At 56.4% G+C, this 21,629-nt stretch carries 20 protein-coding genes; 9 read left to right on the top strand and 11 right to left on the bottom strand.

Features of this window, described 5'->3' with window-relative positions; all coding sequences use genetic code 11:
- The first annotated feature begins 13 nt into the window (after nt 1-13).
- Complete coding sequence (locus tag WJU22_RS13955; RefSeq protein WP_341838797.1) at nt 14-886, top strand: AraC family transcriptional regulator; 873 nt, start codon at nt 14-16, stop codon at nt 884-886.
- On the opposite strand, the gene WJU22_RS13950 is transcribed toward WJU22_RS13955, so the two are convergent.
- Genes WJU22_RS13950 through WJU22_RS13930 form a run of 5 tightly spaced genes read right to left on the bottom strand, consistent with a single transcriptional unit; the run spans nt 887 to nt 4,950 of the window.
- A complete protein-coding gene (locus WJU22_RS13950) occupies nt 887-1,291 on the bottom strand; it encodes an L-rhamnose mutarotase (protein ID WP_341838796.1) in 405 nt (134 codons plus the stop codon).
- 15 nt (nt 1,292-1,306) lie between these two features.
- Nucleotides 1,307-1,681, bottom strand: a complete 375-nt coding sequence (locus WJU22_RS13945; RefSeq protein WP_341838795.1) for a hypothetical protein — start codon at nt 1,679-1,681, stop codon at nt 1,307-1,309.
- Between the two features lie 8 nt (nt 1,682-1,689).
- A complete protein-coding gene (locus WJU22_RS13940; RefSeq protein WP_341838794.1) occupies nt 1,690-2,868 on the bottom strand; it encodes an SLC5 family protein in 1,179 nt (392 codons plus the stop codon).
- 19 nt (nt 2,869-2,887) lie between these two features.
- A complete protein-coding gene (locus WJU22_RS13935) occupies nt 2,888-4,060 on the bottom strand; it encodes an enolase C-terminal domain-like protein (RefSeq protein ID WP_341838793.1) in 1,173 nt (390 codons plus the stop codon).
- Nucleotides 4,057-4,950: an aldo/keto reductase gene (locus WJU22_RS13930; RefSeq protein WP_341838792.1), complete on the bottom strand. Its 894-nt coding sequence runs from the start codon at nt 4,948-4,950 to the stop codon at nt 4,057-4,059. The genes WJU22_RS13935 and WJU22_RS13930 overlap by 4 nt, the downstream gene beginning before the upstream one ends.
- A gap of 299 nt (nt 4,951-5,249) precedes the next feature.
- Here WJU22_RS13930 and WJU22_RS13925 point away from each other — a divergent pair, with 299 nt between their 5' ends.
- Together WJU22_RS13925 and WJU22_RS13920 are read left to right on the top strand one after the other, a co-directional pair.
- Entirely contained in the window at nt 5,250-8,840 is a 3,591-nt protein-coding gene (locus tag WJU22_RS13925; protein ID WP_341838791.1) for a M43 family zinc metalloprotease, read from the top strand.
- A gap of 81 nt (nt 8,841-8,921) precedes the next feature.
- Entirely contained in the window at nt 8,922-10,652 is a 1,731-nt protein-coding gene (locus WJU22_RS13920; RefSeq protein WP_341838790.1) for an amidohydrolase, read from the top strand.
- A 53-nt stretch (nt 10,653-10,705) separates the two neighbouring features.
- Here the strand turns inward: WJU22_RS13920 and WJU22_RS13915 are convergent, their stop codons facing one another.
- Nucleotides 10,706-11,143 carry an EthD family reductase gene (locus WJU22_RS13915; RefSeq protein WP_341838789.1) on the bottom strand — a complete coding sequence of 146 codons (438 nt, stop codon included), beginning with the start codon at nt 11,141-11,143 and terminating at the stop codon, nt 10,706-10,708.
- Between the two features lie 209 nt (nt 11,144-11,352).
- Here WJU22_RS13915 and WJU22_RS13910 point away from each other — a divergent pair, with 209 nt between their 5' ends.
- Genes WJU22_RS13910 through WJU22_RS13895 form a run of 4 tightly spaced genes read left to right on the top strand, consistent with a single transcriptional unit; the run spans nt 11,353 to nt 13,972 of the window.
- A complete protein-coding gene (locus tag WJU22_RS13910) occupies nt 11,353-12,069 on the top strand; it encodes a pirin family protein (protein ID WP_341838788.1) in 717 nt (238 codons plus the stop codon).
- 12 nt (nt 12,070-12,081) lie between these two features.
- Nucleotides 12,082-12,402 (top strand): hypothetical protein, encoded by a 321-nt coding sequence (locus WJU22_RS13905; protein ID WP_341838787.1) that lies wholly within the window; start codon nt 12,082-12,084, stop codon nt 12,400-12,402.
- Nucleotides 12,403-12,412: 10 nt separating this feature from the next.
- The gene (locus WJU22_RS13900) at nt 12,413-13,348 is read left to right on the top strand and encodes a ring-cleaving dioxygenase (protein WP_341838786.1); all 936 of its coding nucleotides are present in this window, start codon (nt 12,413-12,415) and stop codon (nt 13,346-13,348) included.
- A 6-nt stretch (nt 13,349-13,354) separates the two neighbouring features.
- The gene (locus tag WJU22_RS13895; RefSeq protein ID WP_341838785.1) at nt 13,355-13,972 is read left to right on the top strand and encodes an alpha/beta hydrolase; all 618 of its coding nucleotides are present in this window, start codon (nt 13,355-13,357) and stop codon (nt 13,970-13,972) included.
- A gap of 4 nt (nt 13,973-13,976) precedes the next feature.
- Here the strand turns inward: WJU22_RS13895 and WJU22_RS13890 are convergent, their stop codons facing one another.
- From WJU22_RS13890 to WJU22_RS13870, 5 genes are all read right to left on the bottom strand, one after another.
- Nucleotides 13,977-14,558, bottom strand: coding sequence for a Crp/Fnr family transcriptional regulator (locus WJU22_RS13890; protein ID WP_341838784.1), 582 nt, complete (start codon nt 14,556-14,558; stop codon nt 13,977-13,979).
- An 80-nt stretch (nt 14,559-14,638) separates the two neighbouring features.
- Nucleotides 14,639-15,082: a protein-disulfide reductase DsbD domain-containing protein gene (locus WJU22_RS13885; RefSeq protein WP_341838783.1), complete on the bottom strand. Its 444-nt coding sequence runs from the start codon at nt 15,080-15,082 to the stop codon at nt 14,639-14,641.
- A 92-nt stretch (nt 15,083-15,174) separates the two neighbouring features.
- Nucleotides 15,175-15,987, bottom strand: a complete 813-nt coding sequence (locus WJU22_RS13880) for a helix-turn-helix domain-containing protein (RefSeq protein WP_341838782.1) — start codon at nt 15,985-15,987, stop codon at nt 15,175-15,177.
- An 86-nt stretch (nt 15,988-16,073) separates the two neighbouring features.
- Nucleotides 16,074-16,706 (bottom strand): DUF2652 domain-containing protein, encoded by a 633-nt coding sequence (locus WJU22_RS13875; protein ID WP_341838781.1) that lies wholly within the window; start codon nt 16,704-16,706, stop codon nt 16,074-16,076.
- A gap of 37 nt (nt 16,707-16,743) precedes the next feature.
- Entirely contained in the window at nt 16,744-17,748 is a 1,005-nt protein-coding gene (locus WJU22_RS13870) for an SDR family NAD(P)-dependent oxidoreductase (RefSeq protein WP_341838780.1), read from the bottom strand.
- A 185-nt stretch (nt 17,749-17,933) separates the two neighbouring features.
- Here WJU22_RS13870 and WJU22_RS13865 point away from each other — a divergent pair, with 185 nt between their 5' ends.
- The gene (locus WJU22_RS13865; RefSeq protein WP_341838779.1) at nt 17,934-19,067 is read left to right on the top strand and encodes a glycoside hydrolase family 43 protein; all 1,134 of its coding nucleotides are present in this window, start codon (nt 17,934-17,936) and stop codon (nt 19,065-19,067) included.
- 102 nt (nt 19,068-19,169) lie between these two features.
- Nucleotides 19,170-21,548, top strand: a complete 2,379-nt coding sequence (locus WJU22_RS13860; protein WP_341838778.1) for an ABC transporter permease — start codon at nt 19,170-19,172, stop codon at nt 21,546-21,548.
- The last annotated feature ends 81 nt before the right edge of the window (nt 21,549-21,629 follow it).

Raw genomic sequence — 21,629 nt, 5'->3', positions numbered from 1 at the left:
AGGAAGGGTACTTATGCAATACATTTATGAGAATTTCACGTTTCCGCCCGACCAGTCGTTTACCGTACGGTCGGAGATACTGGAAATAAAAAAATATACCGCGCTGAAGTCGCATGTCAACTTCGAGATCGCGTTGCTGGAGAACTGCAGCGGCAAGCGTTTCATCGGTGATCATATCGAAGATTTCGAGGGAACGGAGCTGGTGTTGCTGGGGAGTTACCTGCCGCATTGCTGGCAGTATTACACCACGCTCGACCCCATGATCCCGCCACAGGCAACCGTGATCCATTTCTTTCCCGATTTCCTCGGGCAGCAGTTCCTGGAGAAGCCCGAATCGAAGCAGCTCAACGAGTTGTTTGCGCGCGCGGCGAAAGGGATTTCGTTCTCGGGCTATACCATCCAGACGGCCAAGCTTATCATGCAGCAGATGCTGTTTTCCACCGGAATGGCGCGCGTGGCGCTCATGCTCAGTTTGCTGGACACGCTGGCCAATGCGGACCAGGCGCGGGTATTATCTTCGCCGTTCTACAATTCCGTGGCATCCTCGGGCGAGGCGCAAAAGATCAATAAAGTGTTCGATTATATTTTCCAGCATTTCAGGGAAGAGATTTCACTGAAGGCCGTGGCCGATATTTTACCGTTGTCGCCCGCGGCGTTCTGCCGGTATTTCAAGGCGCGGACCAACCGTACGCTGATCGATTTCGTGAAGGAAGTGCGCATTGGCCATGCGGCCAAGCTGCTGCTGGAAAAGAAGCACAATGTAACGGAGGCCTGTTACATGAGCGGGTATAACAATCTATCCAATTTCAACAAGCATTTCAAGGAAGTGAAGGGCCTCTCTCCGCGGGATTTCATGCGGCAATACGACACTTCCGCCGGCCGTTGATCATTTGTTTTCAAAATCATAGAAGGGCAATGCTTCCGTCCAGGTCTGCCCGGGCAGGGAACCTTCCACACCGCGCTGGTAGCCAGCCATCAGCCGGTTCCATTCCGCACAGCGCGGGTCGGATGCTTCCGCTTTCTTCCCCATTTCACCGAGATCGGCGCCTTCCGGCACGGAGATCGCCATTACCAGTGTATGCTGGCTGCGGAACATGCGGATCTGGCGGTATCCCGCTTTCCTAAACCCCTGCTCCACTTCCGGCCAAACGGATTCATGGTATTGGAGGTATTGCCGCAGCGAATCCGCGCCGGGCACGATATTGACCACGAAGACCTTCTCCACCAGGCGCTCCTTCGTTCCGCAGGCAGCAAAAACAATAACGGAAAACAATACGATCATCCAACGCATAAAAATATTTTTAGATCAGGCGAAATACAGGTAAATAGCGATCATCACAGCGGCCAGCAATCCCCACGACACCCACACGCCCATACTGGTACGGCCTCCCCGGCGCCACGATTCCGAAATCGACGGCAGGGCCTGTACGGCCGGAGGTTTCGTCAGCAGCGTAACCGCCACCAGCACCACCGCCATGGCCACGAAAAGATAAAAAGACAACAACATGAAATGCGGCCAGAATTCCTTCGACGGGAAGCTCAGCACATGGCAGACACCCACCACCAGGCAAATCAGTCCGCCGCCATACAACACGGTTTCCGCGGCCTGGCGGTTCACCCTTTTCCAGGCGATGCCGCCCACGAAAACGACCGACAACGGCGGCGCCAGGATCGATACCATGCCTTGGCTCAACTCGAAAAACCCTTTCCCCGAACGGGAAAAAACCAGGCCACGCCCACCGCCAGCACGGCCGCCAGCAGGGTGGTCCACCGCCCTGTAGCACGTTTCGCCGTTTCGTCCATCTCCCGGAATCGGGCCAGCACGTCCAGCGTCAGCACGGTGCTGAACGAGTTGAGGCCCGATGATACCGTATCGATCAAAGCCGCGATGAGCGCGGCGATGCACAGGCCCAGGAACCCATGCGGCATCACCTGGCTCACGAGCGTGATATAGGCATTGTCTGGCTGCGCGATGTCTTTATACAACACGTAACAGATGATCCCCGGAAAAATAAAAATGAACGGCATGAGGATTTTCAGCGCGGAAATGAAAATGGCGCCGTACTGGCCTTCCTTCATACTCTTGCCTGCCAGCACCTTCTGCACGATCGTCTGGTCGGTACACCAGTAATAAATCCCGACGACCGGGTACCCCAGCACCATCGCCACCCAGGAATATTCCGGGTCAGACGCGGGCCGGAACAGCTGCCAGTAACTTCCCGGCGCGGCTTCCACGAGCGCCTGCACGCCCCCGGCCTTGCGCAGCGCGAGGTAAACGAGGATGATGGAAGACAGGATGATGATCGCCGACTGGAAAATCCCCGTCCGCACCACCGCCTTCAAGCCACCCACCGCCGTAAAGCTCGCCGCAATGAGCGCCACTACGGCCACGGCCTGCATGAGCGGAATGTCGAATATCTGTGAGATGATCAGTCCACCGGCATACAGCGCGCATCCCAGCCAGACGATCAAAATGGAAATGAGACTGTACCCCACGAGGAAATTGTACGAAGGCTTGCCGAACCTCGCCAGCAGGAATTGCGGCATGGTGTAGACTTTCGTGGAAATGTAATGTGGCAGGAAGAACATCGACATGAGGAAGATGAAGAACCATGCCAGCCATTCGAAGTTGCTGCCCACCATCCCCTGCGTGAAACCGATGCTTGCGAAGCCTACGAGCATAGACGGGCCTGCGTTGGCGCTGAACAGCGAAAAACCGATCTGCCACCACGACAGCGATCGGCCGCCGAGGAAAATATCCTTGCCGGCAGCCTTGTTCCGGCTGTTCAGATAAAAACCGGTGGCCAGCAATGCAACTACGTACAGCAGCAGCACTGCATAATCGGAAGATGCCAGGGTGATTTTCAAATATTTTCCATTTTATGATTTACAAAATGACATTCGGTCGATAGGCGGCCATATCTGCCGCGTCCCAGGTAACAGACCGGGTGATTTTCCCGGCGCGTGACCAGTAATCCCAGTCGATGCGCACCGGCGACCCTTCGATATCCGGGAGCGACCAGCCACCCGGGCGCCATTCCGGCCGGACGCTGAAATATTTCTCCAGTCCGGACATGATCGGGTACAGGTATTCCACGCGGCAGGAATCGGGTGCCGTGGCCATGAGGCCTGCCGTGTACAGTGAATATCCGCCGGAGGAAAAATCGGCCCCGTTGCGCAATGCCATGTCCCGCACTTCCGCCCATTCGCGCACACCGCCGATCTGGGTGGGCACGGGTTGGAGGTGTTTGACGCCGGCTTTCAGCAGCGTGGGGAACATCCGCGAGGTGCGTTCCGATTCACCGAAAGCGACTTTCACCGGCGATCCTGCGCATACACGATGGATGTGCTCCATGCCGGCGGAGTGCACCGGCTCCTCGATCCACGCGATGTTGCAGGCGGCGGTTTCGTCGAGGAAACGGAGGGCCTGGTCTGCCTGCCAGACCTGGTTTACGTCTACGGCCAATTGCACATCGGGCCCCAGGAGGCTGCGAACGAACCGGACGCGTTCAGCGTCTTCCTGCGGCCGCCCGCCGAAATCCTTGCCGATCTTCATTTTATAGCAATCCACGCCTTTCCCGAGGAAGTAACTGACCTCCGTTTCCAGCTGGGCATAGGTATAGTTGGTGCCGCCGCCGCTGCCATAGATTTTCACGTCGTTCTTTTCCGCGCCGAGATAGCGGTGCAACGGCCGGCCGGCGCGCCTTGCGGCGAGGTCGTGCAGGGCAAAATCGATTTGCCCCAGCATGGCAGCCGCGGCGCCGCGGAACCCTTCGTTCCGAATCGACCAATATAGCTTATGATATAATTCTTCGTAAGGAATGCCTCCCCCGTGCAGCAGGATCGGCAGGAAGCAGGACTCCAGGATATTGGTGTAGCTGCTGAAAACCGGCGCTTCGCCCACGATGCCGTGCTCGTCTTCCAGCGAGATCACGGCGAGGCCGAACGTGAGGAAAGGGCCCATGGTAGCGTCCTGGAAGGGCGTAACGGCCGGCACGGGCTCCAGCACGGTAACTTTTACGCGGGTGATATTGAAAATCTGGTCGTTGATCGTGTTCATGTCAGTGATTTCTCCTTGCTCGATTGTAGAATTTTCTGGAATAGCGGGGCTGATAACGGCCCGGCGGTGAAGTCGCCGAGGGTTGCCCGTAGTTCTTCCGGGTTAGACGGGCCGATGACGATGTTGAATTCCGGTGGAAAAGACAGCAGGAAGCGATGTGCCATGGTGCGCAGTGCGAGCCCTTCGCTTTCGGCCAGCAGGTGGAGGCTCCGGGCGGCGGTGATGTCGCTTTCGGGCAGCCATGCGGGCGGATTGCGGGAGAATTCGGCGAACGGGCGGCCGAGGGCGCCCATGTTCAGCGGACTGGCGGCGTAATAACGTTTGCCGGCAGCGAGGGCCGCGGGCAGGGAGGTTTCCAGCGCGGGGGTGTGGCAGGCGTTGAGGCGGTTGTATTCCATCAGCACGCTGAAGGTATCATCTACCAGCCATGGCCAGGCGTACAGGGGCGGGTTGCCGCCGATCCCGATATGACGGGCGTAACCACGGTCTTTCAGTTCCACCATCACTTCCACCACCCTTTCGAAATCGTTTTGCGGGATTTGTGCGGGATCGTGGAGGAAGAGAACGTCCAGCTCCGGGATACCCAGTTTTTCCAGCGAAGCCGCCGCGCTGCGGAACATGGCGTCGCGGCTGTAATCGTAATGCCCGTCGTACGCTGTGGTCCCGGGCAGCCGGCCTACCTTGGAGCTGATGGCTGGCAGCGGGCGCCGCCATTGCCGGAGCGCTTCGCCGACGAACTGTTCGGCCTGCGCGTAGGCGGGAGCGGTATCTATCGCCCCGATGCCCAGTTCCATCGCCAGCAGCACCGTTTCAACGGACGCCGCCGGCTCCACCGGTCCCCAGATGCCGCCGATGCCGGCAGTGCCAAGTATTAACCTTTCAAATATCATCCCGGGAATTTTTCAGTTTCATGCGTTTATCAGTCCCTCCAAATGTACCCCCGCAGCCGCCAACCCTGCCAGATGCATTTTGACCAATTTACATGTTTTTTTGACGGAGCCGCCACCGGAATTTGCAATCGAATGTTGCGCGGGCGGGCCGATATCCTCCCGAAAACCCTGTCCGAAAACCGCAAAGAATCCCTAACTTGCCCCGGCGAAACACAGATCAGTGAACAAGGCATGAGCACACAGTATCGAGACTCTTTATTGTCAGCAATTTAACCGTACTATTTGAAGCACAACGTCCTATGAGCAAATTTTCGATCCGGAAGACCCTGTTCACCGGTTTCCTGTATTTATTCGGCATCACCACCTTACACGCACAATCGACGCAACCGGCCTTCACCTGCGGATCAGACATCCTGCTGGCCAAACTGCGCGACAATCCCGCTTTCCGTTCCCGCGAAACGGGCATGAACCAACGCATCCGTCAATTTACGGCCAGCGCGCAAAGCAAAGCCGCAACCGATTATGTGCTGCCCGTCGTTTTTCATATCCTCAACGCCGACCCCTCGTCCATAACGGACGCAGACGTGGCCGCGGCGCTCCAGCAACTGAACGACGCCTACGGCCAAACGGGCGCTTTCGCCGGGGCCAGGACCAACACGCGCATTCAGTTCTGCCTCGCCAAAACCGACCCCGACGGTGGCAAAACCACCGGCATCCTCCGCGCCAAAACCTACCTCGGCGATTTCGACGCCGACATGGAAGGCGGCGACGTTACCGCCATGGGGCGCTGGGACGGCAGCCGGTACATCAATATCTGGGTGGTGGAAGACATCAAGTCCGAATTCATGCAAAACTTCGAATGCGGGAAATGGCGTCGACTGAAAATGGGCGGATATGCCAGCGCCGGCGGAGATATCGTAGTGGCGGGCCTTGGCGTGGGCGTAATGGCCCACGAAATGGGGCATTACCTCAGTTTGCTGCACACTTTCGCGGCGATGGACTGCAAGAATAACGATTGTGCAACGGATGGCGATATGGTGTGCGATACGCCGCCAGACAAATCCATCAACGGCGGTTTCGCCTGCAGCGATCCGGAGAATAGCTGTCACACCGATACGCTTTCCGGCTTCACGACGGACGTGCCCGACCTCCCGGACAACTTCATGGATTATGGCGGCGGCAGCGGCTGTGTTTCTTCTTTCACGGAAGGACAGGCAGAACGGATGCGCAACTTCATTGCCACGTCGCTTCCCGGGATGATCGGCAGCACCTTGTGCAGCGAGCCCTGTGCAGACGCGGTGAAGGCAGGATTTACGCGGGATATCGATTTTCCGGTGATGGGGAACACCGTTCAATTTACCAATACATCCACCGGCGCAACGCGGTACGAGTGGTGGGTGAACGGCCAGCTCGAAGCTACCACGACGGATTTCAGCCTGCTCACGGATAAAAAACAAAACTACCACGTGGCGCTGCGCGCCTATACCGCTACCGTGGGATGTTTCGCGACACACCATCAAACAGTGCAGGTGAGCTGCGGCGTGGTGGCACGGTTTTACCCGGATAAAAGGAAAATCGCCTCGAAGGAAAATGTGGAATTGGACAGCATCCTTTTCACCAACCGCTCCGAAAACGCGACGGCTTTCCGGTGGCTGATGCGGAATGATAAGGGGATGATGGAACAGTCAGTGAGCACGGACAAAGACCTCCGGTATATTTTCAAAGTGCCCGGCACCTACACCGTACGGCTGGAAGCTACCGACGGCAGCTGTACCGACACTACGAACGCGTTCACTTTTACGGTAGACGACCCCACGGCCGATGGCGCCATTTATGTCCGCTCGGTGGACTGTTACGACAAGGATAAAATCCGCGTGTCCCTGTATTTCTACAACTTCGGCTACAAGGAAATCCCGGCGAAAACGCCTGTCTCCTTCTACGACCGCGACCCTCGCCTGCCGGGGGCCCGGCTGCTGGGGAGCCCTTACCTTATCCCGTACGCATTGAAAGGCAAATGCCCCTCCTATCTCGAAACCACGATCATCGCCGCGGGCCGTTCGGATTTCGACACCGTGGTGGCGGTGCTCAACGATACGGGCAGCATCGTGCCGCTGACGTTCCCCAATACCGGGATCGATGAATCCAACTACGGCAACAATTTCAATTTTACCAAAAACTTCCGGTTCAAGGTCAAGATCGTCACCGACGAATTCACTTTGCAGCCCGGCGAGCAGGTGACTTTTTCCCCGGAGCCCGACCGCGGCGGCGATATCGCCGCAGGAAAATGGGACCTTCCTGAATACCTCAGCTGCAGCGATTGCATCGGGCCGGTATTTACCGCACCTTACCGGAAAGGGACGCAACTCATTAAAACCTTCATTGCGGAAAGCAAATACAAATGTTACGATACGGCCACCGTTACCCTGAACCTCCCTATCGTGGACGATTACACGGTGAAGATCGATGGCTCGGAATGCGCTGCCAGCGGCCAGGTGCATGTGGATTTCACGATCTGCAACCAGTACGCGAAAGGGAATATCCCCCCGGGCCTGGAAGTTGTATTTTATGACGGGGACCCCGCGCAGCCGGGGGCCCATCGACTGGGAAATGCTTTCCAGACCGGGCAGTTCAGCGGCGGCGCCTGCGAAACTTTCGACCGGGTGATCCCGGGAACGGCCACGGGCAAGCTCTTCGCGATCGTGAACCCCGCCGCTTCCGTTGCGGAAACAGGGCCCGCCAATAACCTTCATTCGGCGCAGCACCACGGACCGATCGCTACGGTTTATCCCGGAGACACGACCGTTATCCGCAAACACAGCTATCCCTTACATTTCACCACGGAACATTTCACACCGGCAAGCTACCGGTGGAGTATCGAGTCGGGAACTTCCGAACTGAGCTGCAAAACCTGTCTGGCGCCGGATATCAGGGTGCTGGACACGTCTGTCGTGAAACTGGTGCTCACGAACCGGTTTGGCTGCACCACATCCGCCACCGCGAAGGCGCAGCAATTCCCGGCAGATCTCACCGTCCAAATCCGCGACGTCAAATGTTACGACAACAACCGCACCTACGTTAAGTTCCAGGTGTGCATGCAAAACGGTTACGATGTGGTGTACGGCGGCATCCCGGTTACATTTTATGATGGGCCGACTGCCCGCGCATTGGCCACCACGTTCGTTCCGGCGTCTCAAACCGCCAATTGCGTGATGGTGCAGTACATCATTCCCACACCGGCTTCCGGCGAAGTAGTGGCGCGGGTAAACGATCCCGGACAAAGCGCGGCAGCTCCGCTCGTCGAATCGGATTTTACCAATAATGAACATGCGGAGAGCCCCCTGCCATTTATCGTCAGATTCCCGGAACCAGGCTCCCTTATATCGCCCCGGCCGGCCGGCCCGCTTCGCCTGCAACCCTTGCTCACCGGCGGCCCCGCACGTAACTGGCAGTGGGAGCCCGCACTGGGACTGTCCTGCACAACATGCGAACAGCCCATCGTCAACCGCACCGGTTCTTCCATGCAATACCGCGTTACGGCCACCAATGAGTTTTTCTGTACTTCCACCGCCGTTTTCGACCTCAAAACCTTCATCCGCAAAACCGTCGAAATGCCGACCGCGTTCTCGCCGAACAAAGACGGCGTGAACGATGTATTCTACGTGATCGGCAGCCTGAACATCAAAACCGTAAAGGATTTCATCATTTACGACCGATGGGGCAGATCGTTCTTCGAAAGACATAACATCCCGGCCAACGACCGCCAATTCGGCTGGGACGGCACCGGGATCAAGGGCCCGGCCAGTGCGGCCACCTACGTTTATTTCGTCCAGGTGCTGCTGGACGATGACCGCATCGAAACGTTTACAGGAACGGTGATACTTATCCGATAACCATCATCGCATGGCCACAAAATACGCCGGCGCCAAACAATGGCGCCGGCGTTGTTGTTTAACTGTAAACCGTCCTGCACCATGCAAACAAAATTCCCCTTCCCGGTACAGTTGCTATTAGTGCTGCTTTTCGCCTTCGCAACGGCCTGTGGCACGAAAACCAAAGGGCCCGACATCATTTTCGTGAACGGCGATATGCTCACCATGGCGGGCGACAGCGCAGCGTACGTGGAAGCCATCGCCATTCAGGACGGGAAGATATCCATGGCCGGTAATAAAGCGGAAGTGCTGGCGGCGAAAGGGGATTCCACTTCCGTGATCGACCTGCACGGACAGGTATTAATGCCGGCGTTCATTGATGCACATGGGCACGTGACGCAGTACGCCACGCTGTCGGTTGCCGCCAACCTCATGCCACAGCCATACGGCACCGTGATGTCTATCCCCGAACTGCAAAAAGCGTTGAAAGATTACATCGCCGCCAACAAAATCCCGCCGGGAACGCCCGTCATCGGTAACGGGTACGACGATGCCGTCATGCAGGAACACCGCCACCCTACCGCGCAGGAACTGGATGCCGTTACCACCGATCATCCCCTGTACATCATGCATGCGTCCGGGCATATGGGCGTGGCGAATTCGGTATTGCTGAAGGATATGCAAATCAGTTACGACACGCCCGATCCTTCCGGCGGCGTTATCGGTAAAGACAAATCGGCAAAACGGCTGACCGGAAAAATGGAGGAAAACGCCAACATCAACGCACTGATGTTCCTCATGGGAAAGATGCCGCCTACTTCGCCCGAGGAAACATTTACATTGCTGAAGGCCGCCGAGAACGAATGGTTTGCGAACGGGGAAACGACGATCTGCGACGGGCGCGCCGTTCCCGAGAACATCCGCCTGCTCATGGCCGCCAACGATCGCGGGCTGCTGAAAGGCGATTACATCATCCTGCCCGATTACGATACCAATGCCGACAGCCTCGGGAATTTCAAACCGTATTACAACAAATATCATCGCCGCGTGAAGATCGGCGCCATCAAAATGACGTTCGACGGTTCACCGCAAGGCAAATCCGCCTGGCTCACGCAGCCCTACCTCGTTCCACCGGATGGCGAGCAGGCCGGGTATAAAGGCCACCCGATCTACTCCCACGAAGCGGCCTACAAAGGCCTGAAAAACATCTTTTCCCACGGCATGCAGGCGCATATCCATTGCAATGGCGATGCGGCGATCGATGAAGGGCTTTCGCTGATGGACAGCCTCAAAAAAGAAGGGCTTTTAACACCCGACATGCGTTGCGTGCTCATCCACAGCCAGGTTTGCCGCGCAGACCAGGTGCCGCGGTTCAAGGAAATCGGCGTTATGCCCAGCTGGTTCCCGACGCATTGCTACCTCTGGGGCGACTGGCACCTGAACAGCGTATTGGGCAAGGAAAGGGCGGAAAGGATCAGTCCACTGCAAGATGGCCTGAAACACGGCATCCGCTTCACGATACACCACGACGCGCCGGTAACCCCGCCCGATCTGCTGACGGCGGTTTACGCGGCCGTTAACCGCAAAACCCGCTCCGGCGTGATCCTGGGGCCGGAACAGCGGGTTAGTCCGTACGAAGCGCTGAAAGCCATTACCATCAACGCCGCGTGGCAATGGGGCGAGGAAAACGAAAAAGGCACGCTGGAAACGGGGAAGAAAGCAGACATCATCATCCTCGATAAAAACCCCTTGAAAGTGGATCCCCTCGCCATCCGAAGCATCCGCGTGATGGAGACGTTCAAGGAAGGAAAATCGGTGTACCGGGCGAAATAGCCGCCCGTTGCGCCAATAAAAAAGCCGGTAATCGCTCACCGGCTTTTCCGTTTTTATTGCAGCACTTCACTCACCTGGACCACCGGCTTGATGTTGGTATATTTCGGGATATCGGCCAGGATCTCCTTCGCGTTGGGGCCAAACGTGCTTTCGTAGGCCGACAGCCGCTCGAAATACAGGTACCCGATCGCCAGGTAAGGGATCGGCTCGCCGGGCCGGCCACCGAGGCCTTTGTCGATTTTGACGGCTTTCAGGGAATCGCCCATCAACCGTTGCAGCATCGGCATATGTTTCGTTTTGTAATAGTCCATATCGAAATGCATGCCTTCCCCGTTGGGATACAGGATCGTTACCTTGATCATGCCTTTCCGGGTTTCGGGGAGATCGGCGGGCCCGGCTTCCTCCTTTACCGTTTCCGGCACCTGGGCCGGTTTATTTTGCTGGCAACTGAACAACATCGCCGCCGGTAACAGAAACAGATAGATTTTCATGAACGTGCGTTTTAGGGGATTGATGATACGATGGTTTCCCAAAGCGGGGAATACCGGTTTCCCGGTAATAGCCGTCAAATTAGCCGGTTTTCCCCTAAAATATGCCTTCCCGCCCCAAAAAATCTTAATCTAGATTAAGCCGCTTTCTTAAACTGGTTCATAGGCCGGGGACGCAGCGCGACGGAACTTTGTGATGTAAAAAGGAAGCAATGTCACAATACATCCATCACAAAGCAGATACCCGCGGCCACGACCGCCACGACTGGCTCGACAGTCAGAAAACCTTCAGTTTCGGCAGTTATTACAACCCGAAGCGAATGGGCTTCGGCGCGCTGCGGGTCCTCAACGACGATGTGCTGCCCGGCGGCAAGGGCTTCGGCAGCCACCCGCACGATAATATGGAGATTATCAGCATCCCGCTGAAAGGCAGCCTCAAACACGACGATTCTGCCGGCAACTCGGCCGTAGCGGGCGTGGGCGACATCCAGCTGATGCACGCCGGGAGCGGGCTTTTCCACAGCGAATACAACAACAGTACCGAAGAAACGGCGGAATTCCTCCAGATATGGGTTTACCCCGAAGACCTGAACACACCACCCCGCTATGCGCTGGGCACCTTGCCCCTGGCGGGCGAAAAAAACCGGATGCATGCGTTCATCGGCCCGGATACCGCCGCTTCGGTGCGCAGTGATACCTGGTTCAGCTTCGGTTCGTTCCGAAACGGGGCAAGCCATCGCTACGATGTCCGCAAACCCGGAAATGGCATGTACGCGTTCGTGGTGAAAGGCCGGTTCTCCATCGACGGGAAGGAACTCGCCGCGCGAGACGGGCTCGGTATCTGGGAAACCGCCGGGATCGATATCCGCGCGCTGAGCCCCGACGCGCAATTGCTCATCATGGACGTTCCCATGGATTTTCAACATTAATCCCCCAACATCATGGACCATAACGCACAATTACACCTGCTGGCAGTTGGATATGATACCGCTATCATGCAGGTAGTGGAACGACTGCTGAACAGTCACGAAGGATGGAACGGCACGATCGCGCTGTCGCGGGAAGAAGGGCTCGCCCGGCTCGGCGCTGCATCGTTCAACGCGGTGCTCCTCTGCGTGGGCGTTTCCGCATCCGACGAAGCCATCTTCCGCGAAGCGGTAGCTGCCCATCACCCGGCCACAAAAATCATCAGACATTACGGAGGCGGCAGCGGATTGCTCGAAAACGAGCTCCGCGCAGCACTCGATCACAATAACCTTTAATCCTGCCATCATGGAAAAACAGATACTGGGCCTTCATCACATCACCGCCATTGCGGCCGATGCCCAAAAGAACTACGATTTCTATACGAAAGTCCTGGGATTGAGAATGGTGAAAAAGACCGTGAATTTCGACGATCCCGGCACCTATCACTTTTATTACGGCAACGAGCACGGCACCCCCGGCACCATACTCACCTTCTTCCCCTGGAAAAACATCGGCCAGGGAAAAAGCGGCACCGGCATGGCCACCGAAATCGCTTACGCCGTGCCCTCCGGCAGCCTCGACGCCTGGAAGGAACGTTTCTCCCGGCACAACGTCGCCTTTTCCGAAACCGCTCCGCGCTTCGGTGAAACGGGCCTTTCGTTCACCGATCCCGACGGGCTTCAGCTCCAGCTGGTGATCCCCGCCGCGGAAGATGCGCGCATTCCCTGGGAAACGGCGGAAGTAAAGGCGGATATGGCGACGAAGGGCTTCCACAGCACCACTTTATCGCTGAAACAGATCGACGCCACGGCGAAAGTCCTGACAGATATCTTCGGATACCGCCTGCAGTCGCAGGAAGGCAACCGCTACCGGTTCGTGACCGATGCCGTGGCCAATGCAGGGACCATCGACCTGCTGGAACTGCCGGACGGAGCGCCGGGCAAACAGGCAGCCGGTACGAACCACCACGTAGCGTTCAGGGTCGCCAATAACGCCGACCAGATGGAATATCGGGAAAAAGTGCTGGCCGGTGGATTGCAGATCACGCCGCAGATCGACCGGGATTATTTCTATTCGCTGTATTTCCGGGAACCGGGCGGCGTGCTGTTCGAGATCGCGACAGACAATCCGGGTTTCACGGTAGACGAGCCGCTCGATCAGCTCGGAACCAACCTGAAACTCCCGAAACAGTACGAACAATACCGGGCTGCCATCGAAAGGGAACTGCCCGTCATAAAATAAAAAGCTATGCACACCGAAAATATAGTCACGGCCGGGAAACCGCTGTCTGAAGCCACGAAGGCATTGATCATGGTACATGGAAGAGGGGGATCTGCGGAAGACATCCTTTCGCTGGCGGCGCACCTTTCCGTGAAAGACTTTGCCCTGCTGGCGCCCCAGGCCACGAACAATACCTGGTACCCGCAGTCGTTCCTGGCGCCGCCGGCGCAAAACGAGCCCTGGTTATCGGCCGCCATCGATCAATTGAAACACATCACCGACCACCTGGAACGGCGGGGTATTGCGCAGGAAAACACGTATTTCCTCGGGTTCTCGCAGGGCGCTTGCCTCACGCTCGAATTCCTGGCGCGGAACGCCGCACGGTATGGCGGGGCGGTTGCCTTCACGGGTGGCCTCATCGGCGACACGATCGACAAAAGTAATTACAACGGGAATTTTGGCGGAACGCCCATATTCATCGGCAGCTCCAACCCCGACTTTCATGTTCCGGTGGAAAGAGTGCAAGCCTCGACGGCGATTTTGCGGGAGATGGGCGCTACGGTAACGGAAAAGATTTACGACAACATGGGGCATACCATCAGCGGAGACGAAATCAAACTGGCCAATTCGCTGATCTTCAGCTAAGGCATTATTTCCGCTTTTGCAGGCTGCTTCTCACTTTACTGAGGAATTCAGGCGATACCCCCAGGTACCGCGCGATCTGGTTCTGCGGAACGCGTTGCGCCACCTGGGGGTATTTTTCCAGGAAAGCGAGATAGCGTTGCTCCGCCGTTTGCGAGACCATACTGTGGAAACGGCGCTGCAGGGCGAACAGGGCCCGCTGCACCAGCAGCCGGAACAGGATCTCGAACTTGGGGACTTTCTCGAACAGCTCGCGTTTGCTTTTCCGGTCGATGACCAGCACTTCACAATCCTCCAACGCTTCGATGAACATGTTGGAAGGCTGCTGATCGGTAAAACTGTACAGGTCGCTCACCCACCAGTCTTCAATCGCGAAAGTCAGAATGGTTTCCGTTCCATCGTCGCTGAGATAGTACGTACGGATGCACCCTTTCACGATATACGCTTCAAAATCGCACACCTCCCCTTCCTGCAGCAAATACGTCCGCTTCCGTACCCTTCTGAACTTCAGGAGTGAATGGAAATACGCCCGCTCCTCCGGTGTGAGGGCGATGCAACGGTCTACGAATTGGTCTATCTGTTCGTACATGATCCATTAAAGATAAGGAAACCCCGTTTGCCAACCGCGCGCCCTTAAAAAGAAACGGCGGCCCGTGAGCCGCCGTTGTATCAGTTCAACGCCACCGAAAAATCGACCGGTTCTCCCGGCTGGCATTCATGATCGTTGCAGACCATGTATTCAATGGTGCCCGAAATTTTCGTCTTCGCCTTTCCCTTCACTTTCACGATCTGCACAAATTCCACCTGGCCTTCATAAAACTTCACGGTTTTTCCGAAAGACTCCTCGAATTTGCTGATCATCTTCCCGTTTTCCTTCGCCGTTCCCTGCAGGGTAAGCAGCGGGCTCTTTTTGAAAACGATCTTCGTGGGCGTGGCCGCATCTTCCGGGCTGGCCTGGCTGTAGATGTGCCAGGGATTCGATACGCTGGCCGAAATACGTACTTCGTACGTACCTTCCGACACTTTTTTGGAAGCGTAACTCCACTTCACGGGGCTTTGCGCGAATGTGGCGACGCTCAGGAATAAAATGGCAATGGTCAGTATTGATCTCATATCTCGGTATTTATCCAATAATATCCATACGCCTGCAATTTCGCAATCCCAACTTGATGAGTGAATGTTTGACATGATGTAAGGAAAATCCCCTACCCCCGGGCCGCCAGCAGCGAAGTAGGCGCATAGCCGAAATGTTTTTTGAACGCGAAGGAAAAATGCGACAGGTTCTCGAATCCCACTTCATAGCAGACATCGATGGGTTTCTTCTTTTTCTCCACGAACTGGTAATGCGCCAGCTCCAGCCGCTTTTGCGTGAGCCATTTCTGCGGCGTAGTGTCGAACGCTTTTTTGAAGTCGCGCTTGAAAGTAGTGAGGCTCCGGCCCGTAAGGTAACCGAATTTTTCCAGCGGCATATTGAACATGAAATTTTTCTCCATGTAATCCGTCAGGTCGATTTTTCCCGGTTCTTCAAAACTGGCGAGCATGCCGTCTATCTCCGGATCGAGGGAACGCAGGATGGTGACGGCTTCCATGATTTTCAGATGGGCGATGTCTTTCGGCAGTTCCTGCATATCGAAATACGGCACCAGTGACGACAGGCAGCTTTGCAGCAGCGGATGGTCCCTGAAGTGGCGGATCTTCTGCGCTGCCGCGGGCTTCGGTTTCACGCCGAGCCTTTCATAAAAATCCCGCAGCCAGGGCGTGGTGAGATGCATGACCACCGTTTGATGCGGAAGCCCGTTTTTCGGATAATTGATGATCGTAGCCAGCTGGTTGCGCGGGATGAGGAAAATATCGCCCTGCTGGAAGATGTACGTCCCTTCCGACTGCACGATCTTCGTTTCACCGGAAATGAACCAGATGAGCATGTGGTGCTCGAACAGGATGTCCGACTTGAAGAATTTGTCTTGATAGCAAGACAGTTTGATATCTTCGGTAATATATTTTGCCTGGTATTCCATGTGCTGAATTTTACGCTCCGCCGCAGCCGCTTGTATAAAAATAAGCATAATCGGCCGCAATGGGAACTTCGGGAATGGTGAATGGATCAAATTGAGTGGCGTTTTTGTTGCCGCCTGTTAAAAAGGATGTACGTGAAGCAAAGGCCCCGCAGTCCGCCGTACAGCTCGCACAGTTGGCTAGAGCGCCCGGCTGCGGTGAGGCTCCCGGTCTGCAAGGGTTGCAGCGCATCCGTCACCAGCAGGTACGACCGTGCCGGCACATTGTTCTTCAGCAGGCGGTGCGCTTCCACCACCACTTCTCCGTACAGTTTATGATATGCCCCAACCGAGAATTCCGTCATATCCCCGTAATGTGCGATGGCTTTGAGGTGCAGATCCAGCTGCAGCCCGAACTGTGCTTCCAGTTCGCGGAGCTTGGCGTCGAACGCGGCTTTCATCGCTTCAAACTGTGCGTACAGTGCTTCCATAGCGGGTATCGCATCCCATTTGTAGAAAAAGACGGCATCGCCTTCGATCTCCGCGATCTCCATCCCGAGGGTGTTGTGCTGCAGGATAACGGCCAGCAGCTCGCAGGTGATGATTTGTCCGGTAATGAGGTCCGTACTGCGAACGAGCGCTGTAAACCCGCTCATATCGGGGATGAACACGAGGCCTTTTCGGGCTTGCGTTCCATGACTGCGATGCACGGGATTTCTTTTCGGGAGGATGGAGGTACGCATGGGAATGTATTTTTCAGGGGATGAAGAACGGGTTGGGTCAGCGGATGTCGAATTCGATGCCGGTCATGGTTTCGGTGAGCGACCAGAGGCGTTGGGCGCTGTGCGCATCCAGCGAGGCGGGCGATACGCCGCTTTGGTGGAGTCTGGCGCTGTCGGGGCCCAGGAGTTCCGCCACATCACCGTCTTCGCAATAAACCCCGCCGATTTCGCTGAGCAGCGGGCTCGTAGCGGCCCACACGGTGGTAGCCGCGCCCTGCGGGACGGTTTTGAGGGACGCCAGCACTTCCGGGCGCATATTCCCCTGTTCATCCACGAAGCCCATCTGCTGGAAAAGTTCCAGCGGCGCTTCCCGGCCCAGTTCCGTGCCGCCGATCGAGCCCGGATGCACGGAATACGCCCGTACCTGGAAGCGGGCGGCCCGGTTGTCGAGCTCCAGGGCGAACAGATTGCTGGCGGTTTTCGATTGCCCGTAGGCCTGGAGGGTTTCATACGGCCGGTGCAGGAAATTCGGATCGTCGAAATCGACGCCACCCATCTGATGACCCAGCGACGATACATTTACCACCCTCGCCCCGTTCGCCACCTTCAGCGCTGGCCAGAGCCTCGCCGTGAGGTGGAACTGCCCGATGTAATTGGTGGCCAGCTGAGATTCGATCCCGCGCGCATCCCTGCGCAGCGGCACCCACATGATACCCGCGTTGTTGATCAGCAGGTGCAACGGCCTTTCCGAAGCCAGGAACTTTTCAGCGAAAGCATCAATAGACGCGGGGTCCATCATATCCATGGCCTCGATTTCCACCTGCGGGATGCCTTCGAGGTTTTTACGGGCTTTTTGCACATCGCGCGCCGGAACGATCACCGTAGCGCCGGCGGCCGCCAATGTTCTGGTGGTTTCTACGCCGATACCGGCATTCCCGCCTGTTACGATCGCAATTTTCCCGGAAAGGTCAACACCGGCGATCACGTCTGCCGTAGTAGATTGGGCGTTGAAGCCCGAGCGGAGCGGGTGCTGCAGGGCGCCCTGGTTGTTGTACTGTTTCATGCTCGTTTCGTTTTTGTTTGTTGAAACAAAAGTAGGACGCCCGCCGCCGGGGCACTTTGTTCTGCGGGCCGAATTTGCTTTGTTTAAAAGTTCATGGGGTTTGTTCAGCGGACCGGGGGTATAAAATGCAGGGACTGGCGGTTATATTTGTATGGATTCCACGCTATTTATCAAGCATAATGACCATGAAAAGCATCTTTCTTACCGGAAACCTCATCCTGGCGCTCATTACCGCCGGCTCTCCGCTCCTCGCCCAATCTGCGCGCACCTTTCAGAACCCATTGCCCGTTGAGTTCGGCGACCCGTACGTGTTACAAGTACCGGGCGGCAAATACTACATGTACGGCACCGGCGGCGCCAGGAACGGGTTCGCGGCCTGGTCGTCGGCCGACCTGGTGCATTGGGAAAACGAGGGACAGGTTTTCCATGCCAGCAACCCCAACGGCTGGAGCGATTCCACCGCCGCATGGGGCGGGGCTTACTGGGCGCCCGAAGTCTACGCCTATAAAGGGAAATACTGGATGTTCTACAGCGCCCAGTGGAAAGAGAACCCCGGCAAGGAGCTCGAACATTTCCGCATAGGCGTGGCCGTAGCCGATTCACCCACCGGTCCGTTCACCGACGTCATGCAAAGGCCCGTTTTTGATCCCGGATACCCCATCATCGACGCCAATGTCTTCTTCGACGATAACGGGAAAATCTACCTGTATTATTCCCGCTGCTGCTACAAACACGCGGTAGACAGCGAAGTGGCCGACTGGGCCCGCAAACAGGGATGGTACCAGGAAATCGAGGAAAGCTGGGTGTATGGCGTGGAACTGAAACCGGATTTCAGCGGCGTGATCGGCGAACCCGTACTGCTGTTGCGCCCGCCCGTAAAGATGGACGATAAGCAGGCGGAATGGGAAAGCAGATCGGTGACGTCGAAGGAAGTGAACCGCCGGTGGACCGAAGGCTCCGTAACTTTCAAAAAAGGCAATACTTACTATATGATGTATTCCGCGAATTATTTCGGCGGCAAGAACTACGCCGTCGGGTACGCGACGGCGAAAAGCCCCCTGGGCCCGTTCATCAAAGCGGCCAACAACCCCGTGCTGCAAAAGAACGTGGAGAAAGGCGGCATCGTTACCGGAACGGGTCACAACAGCATTACTTATTCGCCGGACGGTAAGGAAATGCTCTGCGTGTACCATGCCCGCACCTCGGCCACTGGCGATAAACGCGTTGTCTTCATCGACCGGATGCGCATCCTGAAAAACGGGAACCTGGTAGTGGAAGGGCCTACCACATCGCCGCAAAAATCACCCGGCAGCAAATAACGGAAAAGCCCTGCGGAAAAAAATATTTATGGAAAACCATCCGGCCTGCATCTTCCCTTAACCGGAAAATTCCATCGTTCATATATCCATAAACCTAATTCCATGTTCAGGCACTATCTCCAGATCACCCTCCGCAATTTCAGGCGCTTCAAAACCACGTTCATCATCAACCTGGTAGGGCTTTCCACCGGGCTGGCCGTGGCACTGCTGATCTACCTCTGGATTTCCGGGGAGTTGCGGGTAGACGGCTTCCACGAAAACGGCAACCGGCTATACCAGGTGATGGTCAACCGCGAACAGGACGGCCGCATCAACACCGTTACCGGAACGGGCGGCGGATTGGGCGATGCCCTGCAATCCGACATGCCTGAAGTCGAATACGCCGTGAGCATGACACCGCCGGAATGGTTCAAAAAATTCAATATCGGCTGGACGAACGAGGTGATGGGCGCGAGCGGCAATTTCGTGGGGAAGGATTACTTCCGGATGTTCAGCTTCCCGCTCATCCGGGGGAACGCGGCCAGTGTGCTGGCAGACAAGAATTCGGTAGTGCTGTCGAAGCGCCTGGCGGAGCAGCTCTTCCGGTCGGCCGATAACGCCGTCGGGAAAACGCTGGAATGGAAATGGCTGAGTTTCATGAAAACCTGCACCGTATCGGGCGTGTACGCCGATCAGCCGGAATCTTCGACCCAGCAATTCGACTTCGTGCTCCCGCTGGACGCCTGGAAGGATTTCGTTCCGGCAACGGCAGATTTCCGCTCGGGGCCGTTCCAGACGTTCGTTGTCCTGAAGCCGGGCACCGACCTCCCGCAGTTCCAGCAAAAAATCGAGAATTTCATCGCGCAAAAGGATAAAAACACCCCTTTCCCCTCCCGGTTGTTCCTCAGCAAGTATGCAGACGGCTACCTGTACGGGAATTACGAAAACGGGGTACAGTCGGGCGGGAGGATCGAATATGTACGGCTGTTTTCCATTATCGCGGCATTCATCCTCCTGATCGCCTGCATCAATTTCATGAACCTTTCCACCGCAAAAGCTTCGCGGCGGATGAAGGAGATCGGCATCAAAAAGGCCATGGGCGCCGGCCGGCATAAACTCATCTTCCAGTTCATCGGCGAATCGCTGGTAATGAGCTTCGCCGCGCTTTTTATCGCATTATTGCTCGTGGCGCTGTTCCTCCCGCAGTTCGACCGCATCGCCGGCAGGGCCGTGGCCATTCACTTCAGCTGGCAACTGGTACTGGCGGTACTGGGGATCACCATGGCTGTGGGGATCGTGGCGGGCAGTTACCCGGCATTTTATCTGTCGCGGTTCGGCGTGGCATCGATCCTGCGCGCCAAATCCGGCGGCGGACAGGGAGAATCGTGGGTAAGGAAAGGATTGGTCGCGTTCCAGTTCACCGTCTCCATCATTTTCATCGTCGGGGCAATGGTACTGTATCAGCAATTGCAATTCGTGCAAAACAAACAGCCCGGTTTCGATAAGGACAATGTCATTTATTTCGAGATGGAAGGAAGAGTGGCCGAGCGGACAGACGCGTTCCTCAGCGAGCTGAAAACCATTCCCGGCGTGGTGAACGCCAGCACCGTGCAGCAGAATATCATCATGCCCGCCTTCCTGCCGGGGCCGGGCGTGCAGTGGGACGGCAAGAACGCCGACGACCGAATCCGTTTCCACAAAATGCCGGTAAATTACGATGCGCTGGAAACCCTCGGCATCGAGATGGCCCAGGGCAGAACGTTCAGCAAAAACTTCGGAACGGATTCCACCGGCGTGATCCTCAACCAGGCGGCCATCAAAATGATGGGCATTACAGACCCCGTCGGCAAAACGATCTACCTCGACAATAACCCGAGAACGATCATCGGCGTCACCAAAGACTTCCATTACAACTCGATGCACGAACAAGTCCAGCCATTCCTGTTCTCACTACAGCCGCAGGCTACGGCGCTGGTGATGGTGCGGATGAAGAAACACGACCAGCCCGCTACCATCAGCCGGATGAGCGAATTTTACGGTCGTTTCAATCCCGGCTACACGCTTAATTTCAACTATATGGATACGGCTTACCAACAGCAGTACACCCTGGAAAAACTGGTGGCTACGCTGTCGAGGTACTTTACCGTGCTGGCGATCGTCATTTCCTGCCTGGGGCTTCTGGGGCTGGCGGCGTTCAGCGTGGAGCGCCGGGTGAAGGAAATCGGTATCCGCAAAGTGCTGGGCGCCAGCAACGGGAATATTTTCTATGTGTTGTCGGCCGGTTTCACGAAAGTGGTCCTCCTTTCCATCGCAGTGTCTATCCCCATCAGCTATCTCCTCATGAAAAACTGGCTCAACGGGTTCGCCTACCGCATTGCGCTCACACCGCTGTACTTCATGGCTGCGGCCATTATTGCGCTGCTGGCGGCATGGTTCACGATCGGTGTTCAGACGGCGAAAGCGGCCAGGGCCAATCCTTTGCATTGCCTGAAAGACGAATAATCATTTCTTTTTAACACAACAGCCCCATACAAAAAGCCCGCTCAAACTGAGCGGGCTTTGCTTCCTTTTCGATTAGCAGCT

The sequence above is a fragment of the Chitinophaga caseinilytica genome (assembly GCF_038396765.1).
GTDB lineage: Bacteria > Bacteroidota > Bacteroidia > Chitinophagales > Chitinophagaceae > Chitinophaga > Chitinophaga caseinilytica.
This window is presented reverse-complemented; position numbering and strand designations above follow the sequence as displayed.

Coding starts and splice junctions, on each gene's coding strand:
- WJU22_RS13955 (WP_341838797.1), top strand. CDS start 14: ATGCAATACATTTATGAGAATTTCACGTTTCCGCCCGACCAGTCGTTT.
- WJU22_RS13950 (WP_341838796.1), bottom strand. CDS start 1,291: ATGCGTTGGATGATCGTATTGTTTTCCGTTATTGTTTTTGCTGCCTGC.
- WJU22_RS13945 (WP_341838795.1), bottom strand. CDS start 1,681: ATGGTATCGATCCTGGCGCCGCCGTTGTCGGTCGTTTTCGTGGGCGGC.
- WJU22_RS13935 (WP_341838793.1), bottom strand. CDS start 4,060: ATGAACACGATCAACGACCAGATTTTCAATATCACCCGCGTAAAAGTT.
- WJU22_RS13930 (WP_341838792.1), bottom strand. CDS start 4,950: ATGATATTTGAAAGGTTAATACTTGGCACTGCCGGCATCGGCGGCATC.
- WJU22_RS13925 (WP_341838791.1), top strand. CDS start 5,250: ATGAGCAAATTTTCGATCCGGAAGACCCTGTTCACCGGTTTCCTGTAT.
- WJU22_RS13920 (WP_341838790.1), top strand. CDS start 8,922: ATGCAAACAAAATTCCCCTTCCCGGTACAGTTGCTATTAGTGCTGCTT.
- WJU22_RS13915 (WP_341838789.1), bottom strand. CDS start 11,143: ATGAAAATCTATCTGTTTCTGTTACCGGCGGCGATGTTGTTCAGTTGC.
- WJU22_RS13910 (WP_341838788.1), top strand. CDS start 11,353: ATGTCACAATACATCCATCACAAAGCAGATACCCGCGGCCACGACCGC.
- WJU22_RS13905 (WP_341838787.1), top strand. CDS start 12,082: ATGGACCATAACGCACAATTACACCTGCTGGCAGTTGGATATGATACC.
- WJU22_RS13900 (WP_341838786.1), top strand. CDS start 12,413: ATGGAAAAACAGATACTGGGCCTTCATCACATCACCGCCATTGCGGCC.
- WJU22_RS13895 (WP_341838785.1), top strand. CDS start 13,355: ATGCACACCGAAAATATAGTCACGGCCGGGAAACCGCTGTCTGAAGCC.
- WJU22_RS13890 (WP_341838784.1), bottom strand. CDS start 14,558: ATGTACGAACAGATAGACCAATTCGTAGACCGTTGCATCGCCCTCACA.
- WJU22_RS13885 (WP_341838783.1), bottom strand. CDS start 15,082: ATGAGATCAATACTGACCATTGCCATTTTATTCCTGAGCGTCGCCACA.
- WJU22_RS13880 (WP_341838782.1), bottom strand. CDS start 15,987: ATGGAATACCAGGCAAAATATATTACCGAAGATATCAAACTGTCTTGC.
- WJU22_RS13875 (WP_341838781.1), bottom strand. CDS start 16,706: ATGCGTACCTCCATCCTCCCGAAAAGAAATCCCGTGCATCGCAGTCAT.
- WJU22_RS13870 (WP_341838780.1), bottom strand. CDS start 17,748: ATGAAACAGTACAACAACCAGGGCGCCCTGCAGCACCCGCTCCGCTCG.
- WJU22_RS13865 (WP_341838779.1), top strand. CDS start 17,934: ATGAAAAGCATCTTTCTTACCGGAAACCTCATCCTGGCGCTCATTACC.
- WJU22_RS13860 (WP_341838778.1), top strand. CDS start 19,170: ATGTTCAGGCACTATCTCCAGATCACCCTCCGCAATTTCAGGCGCTTC.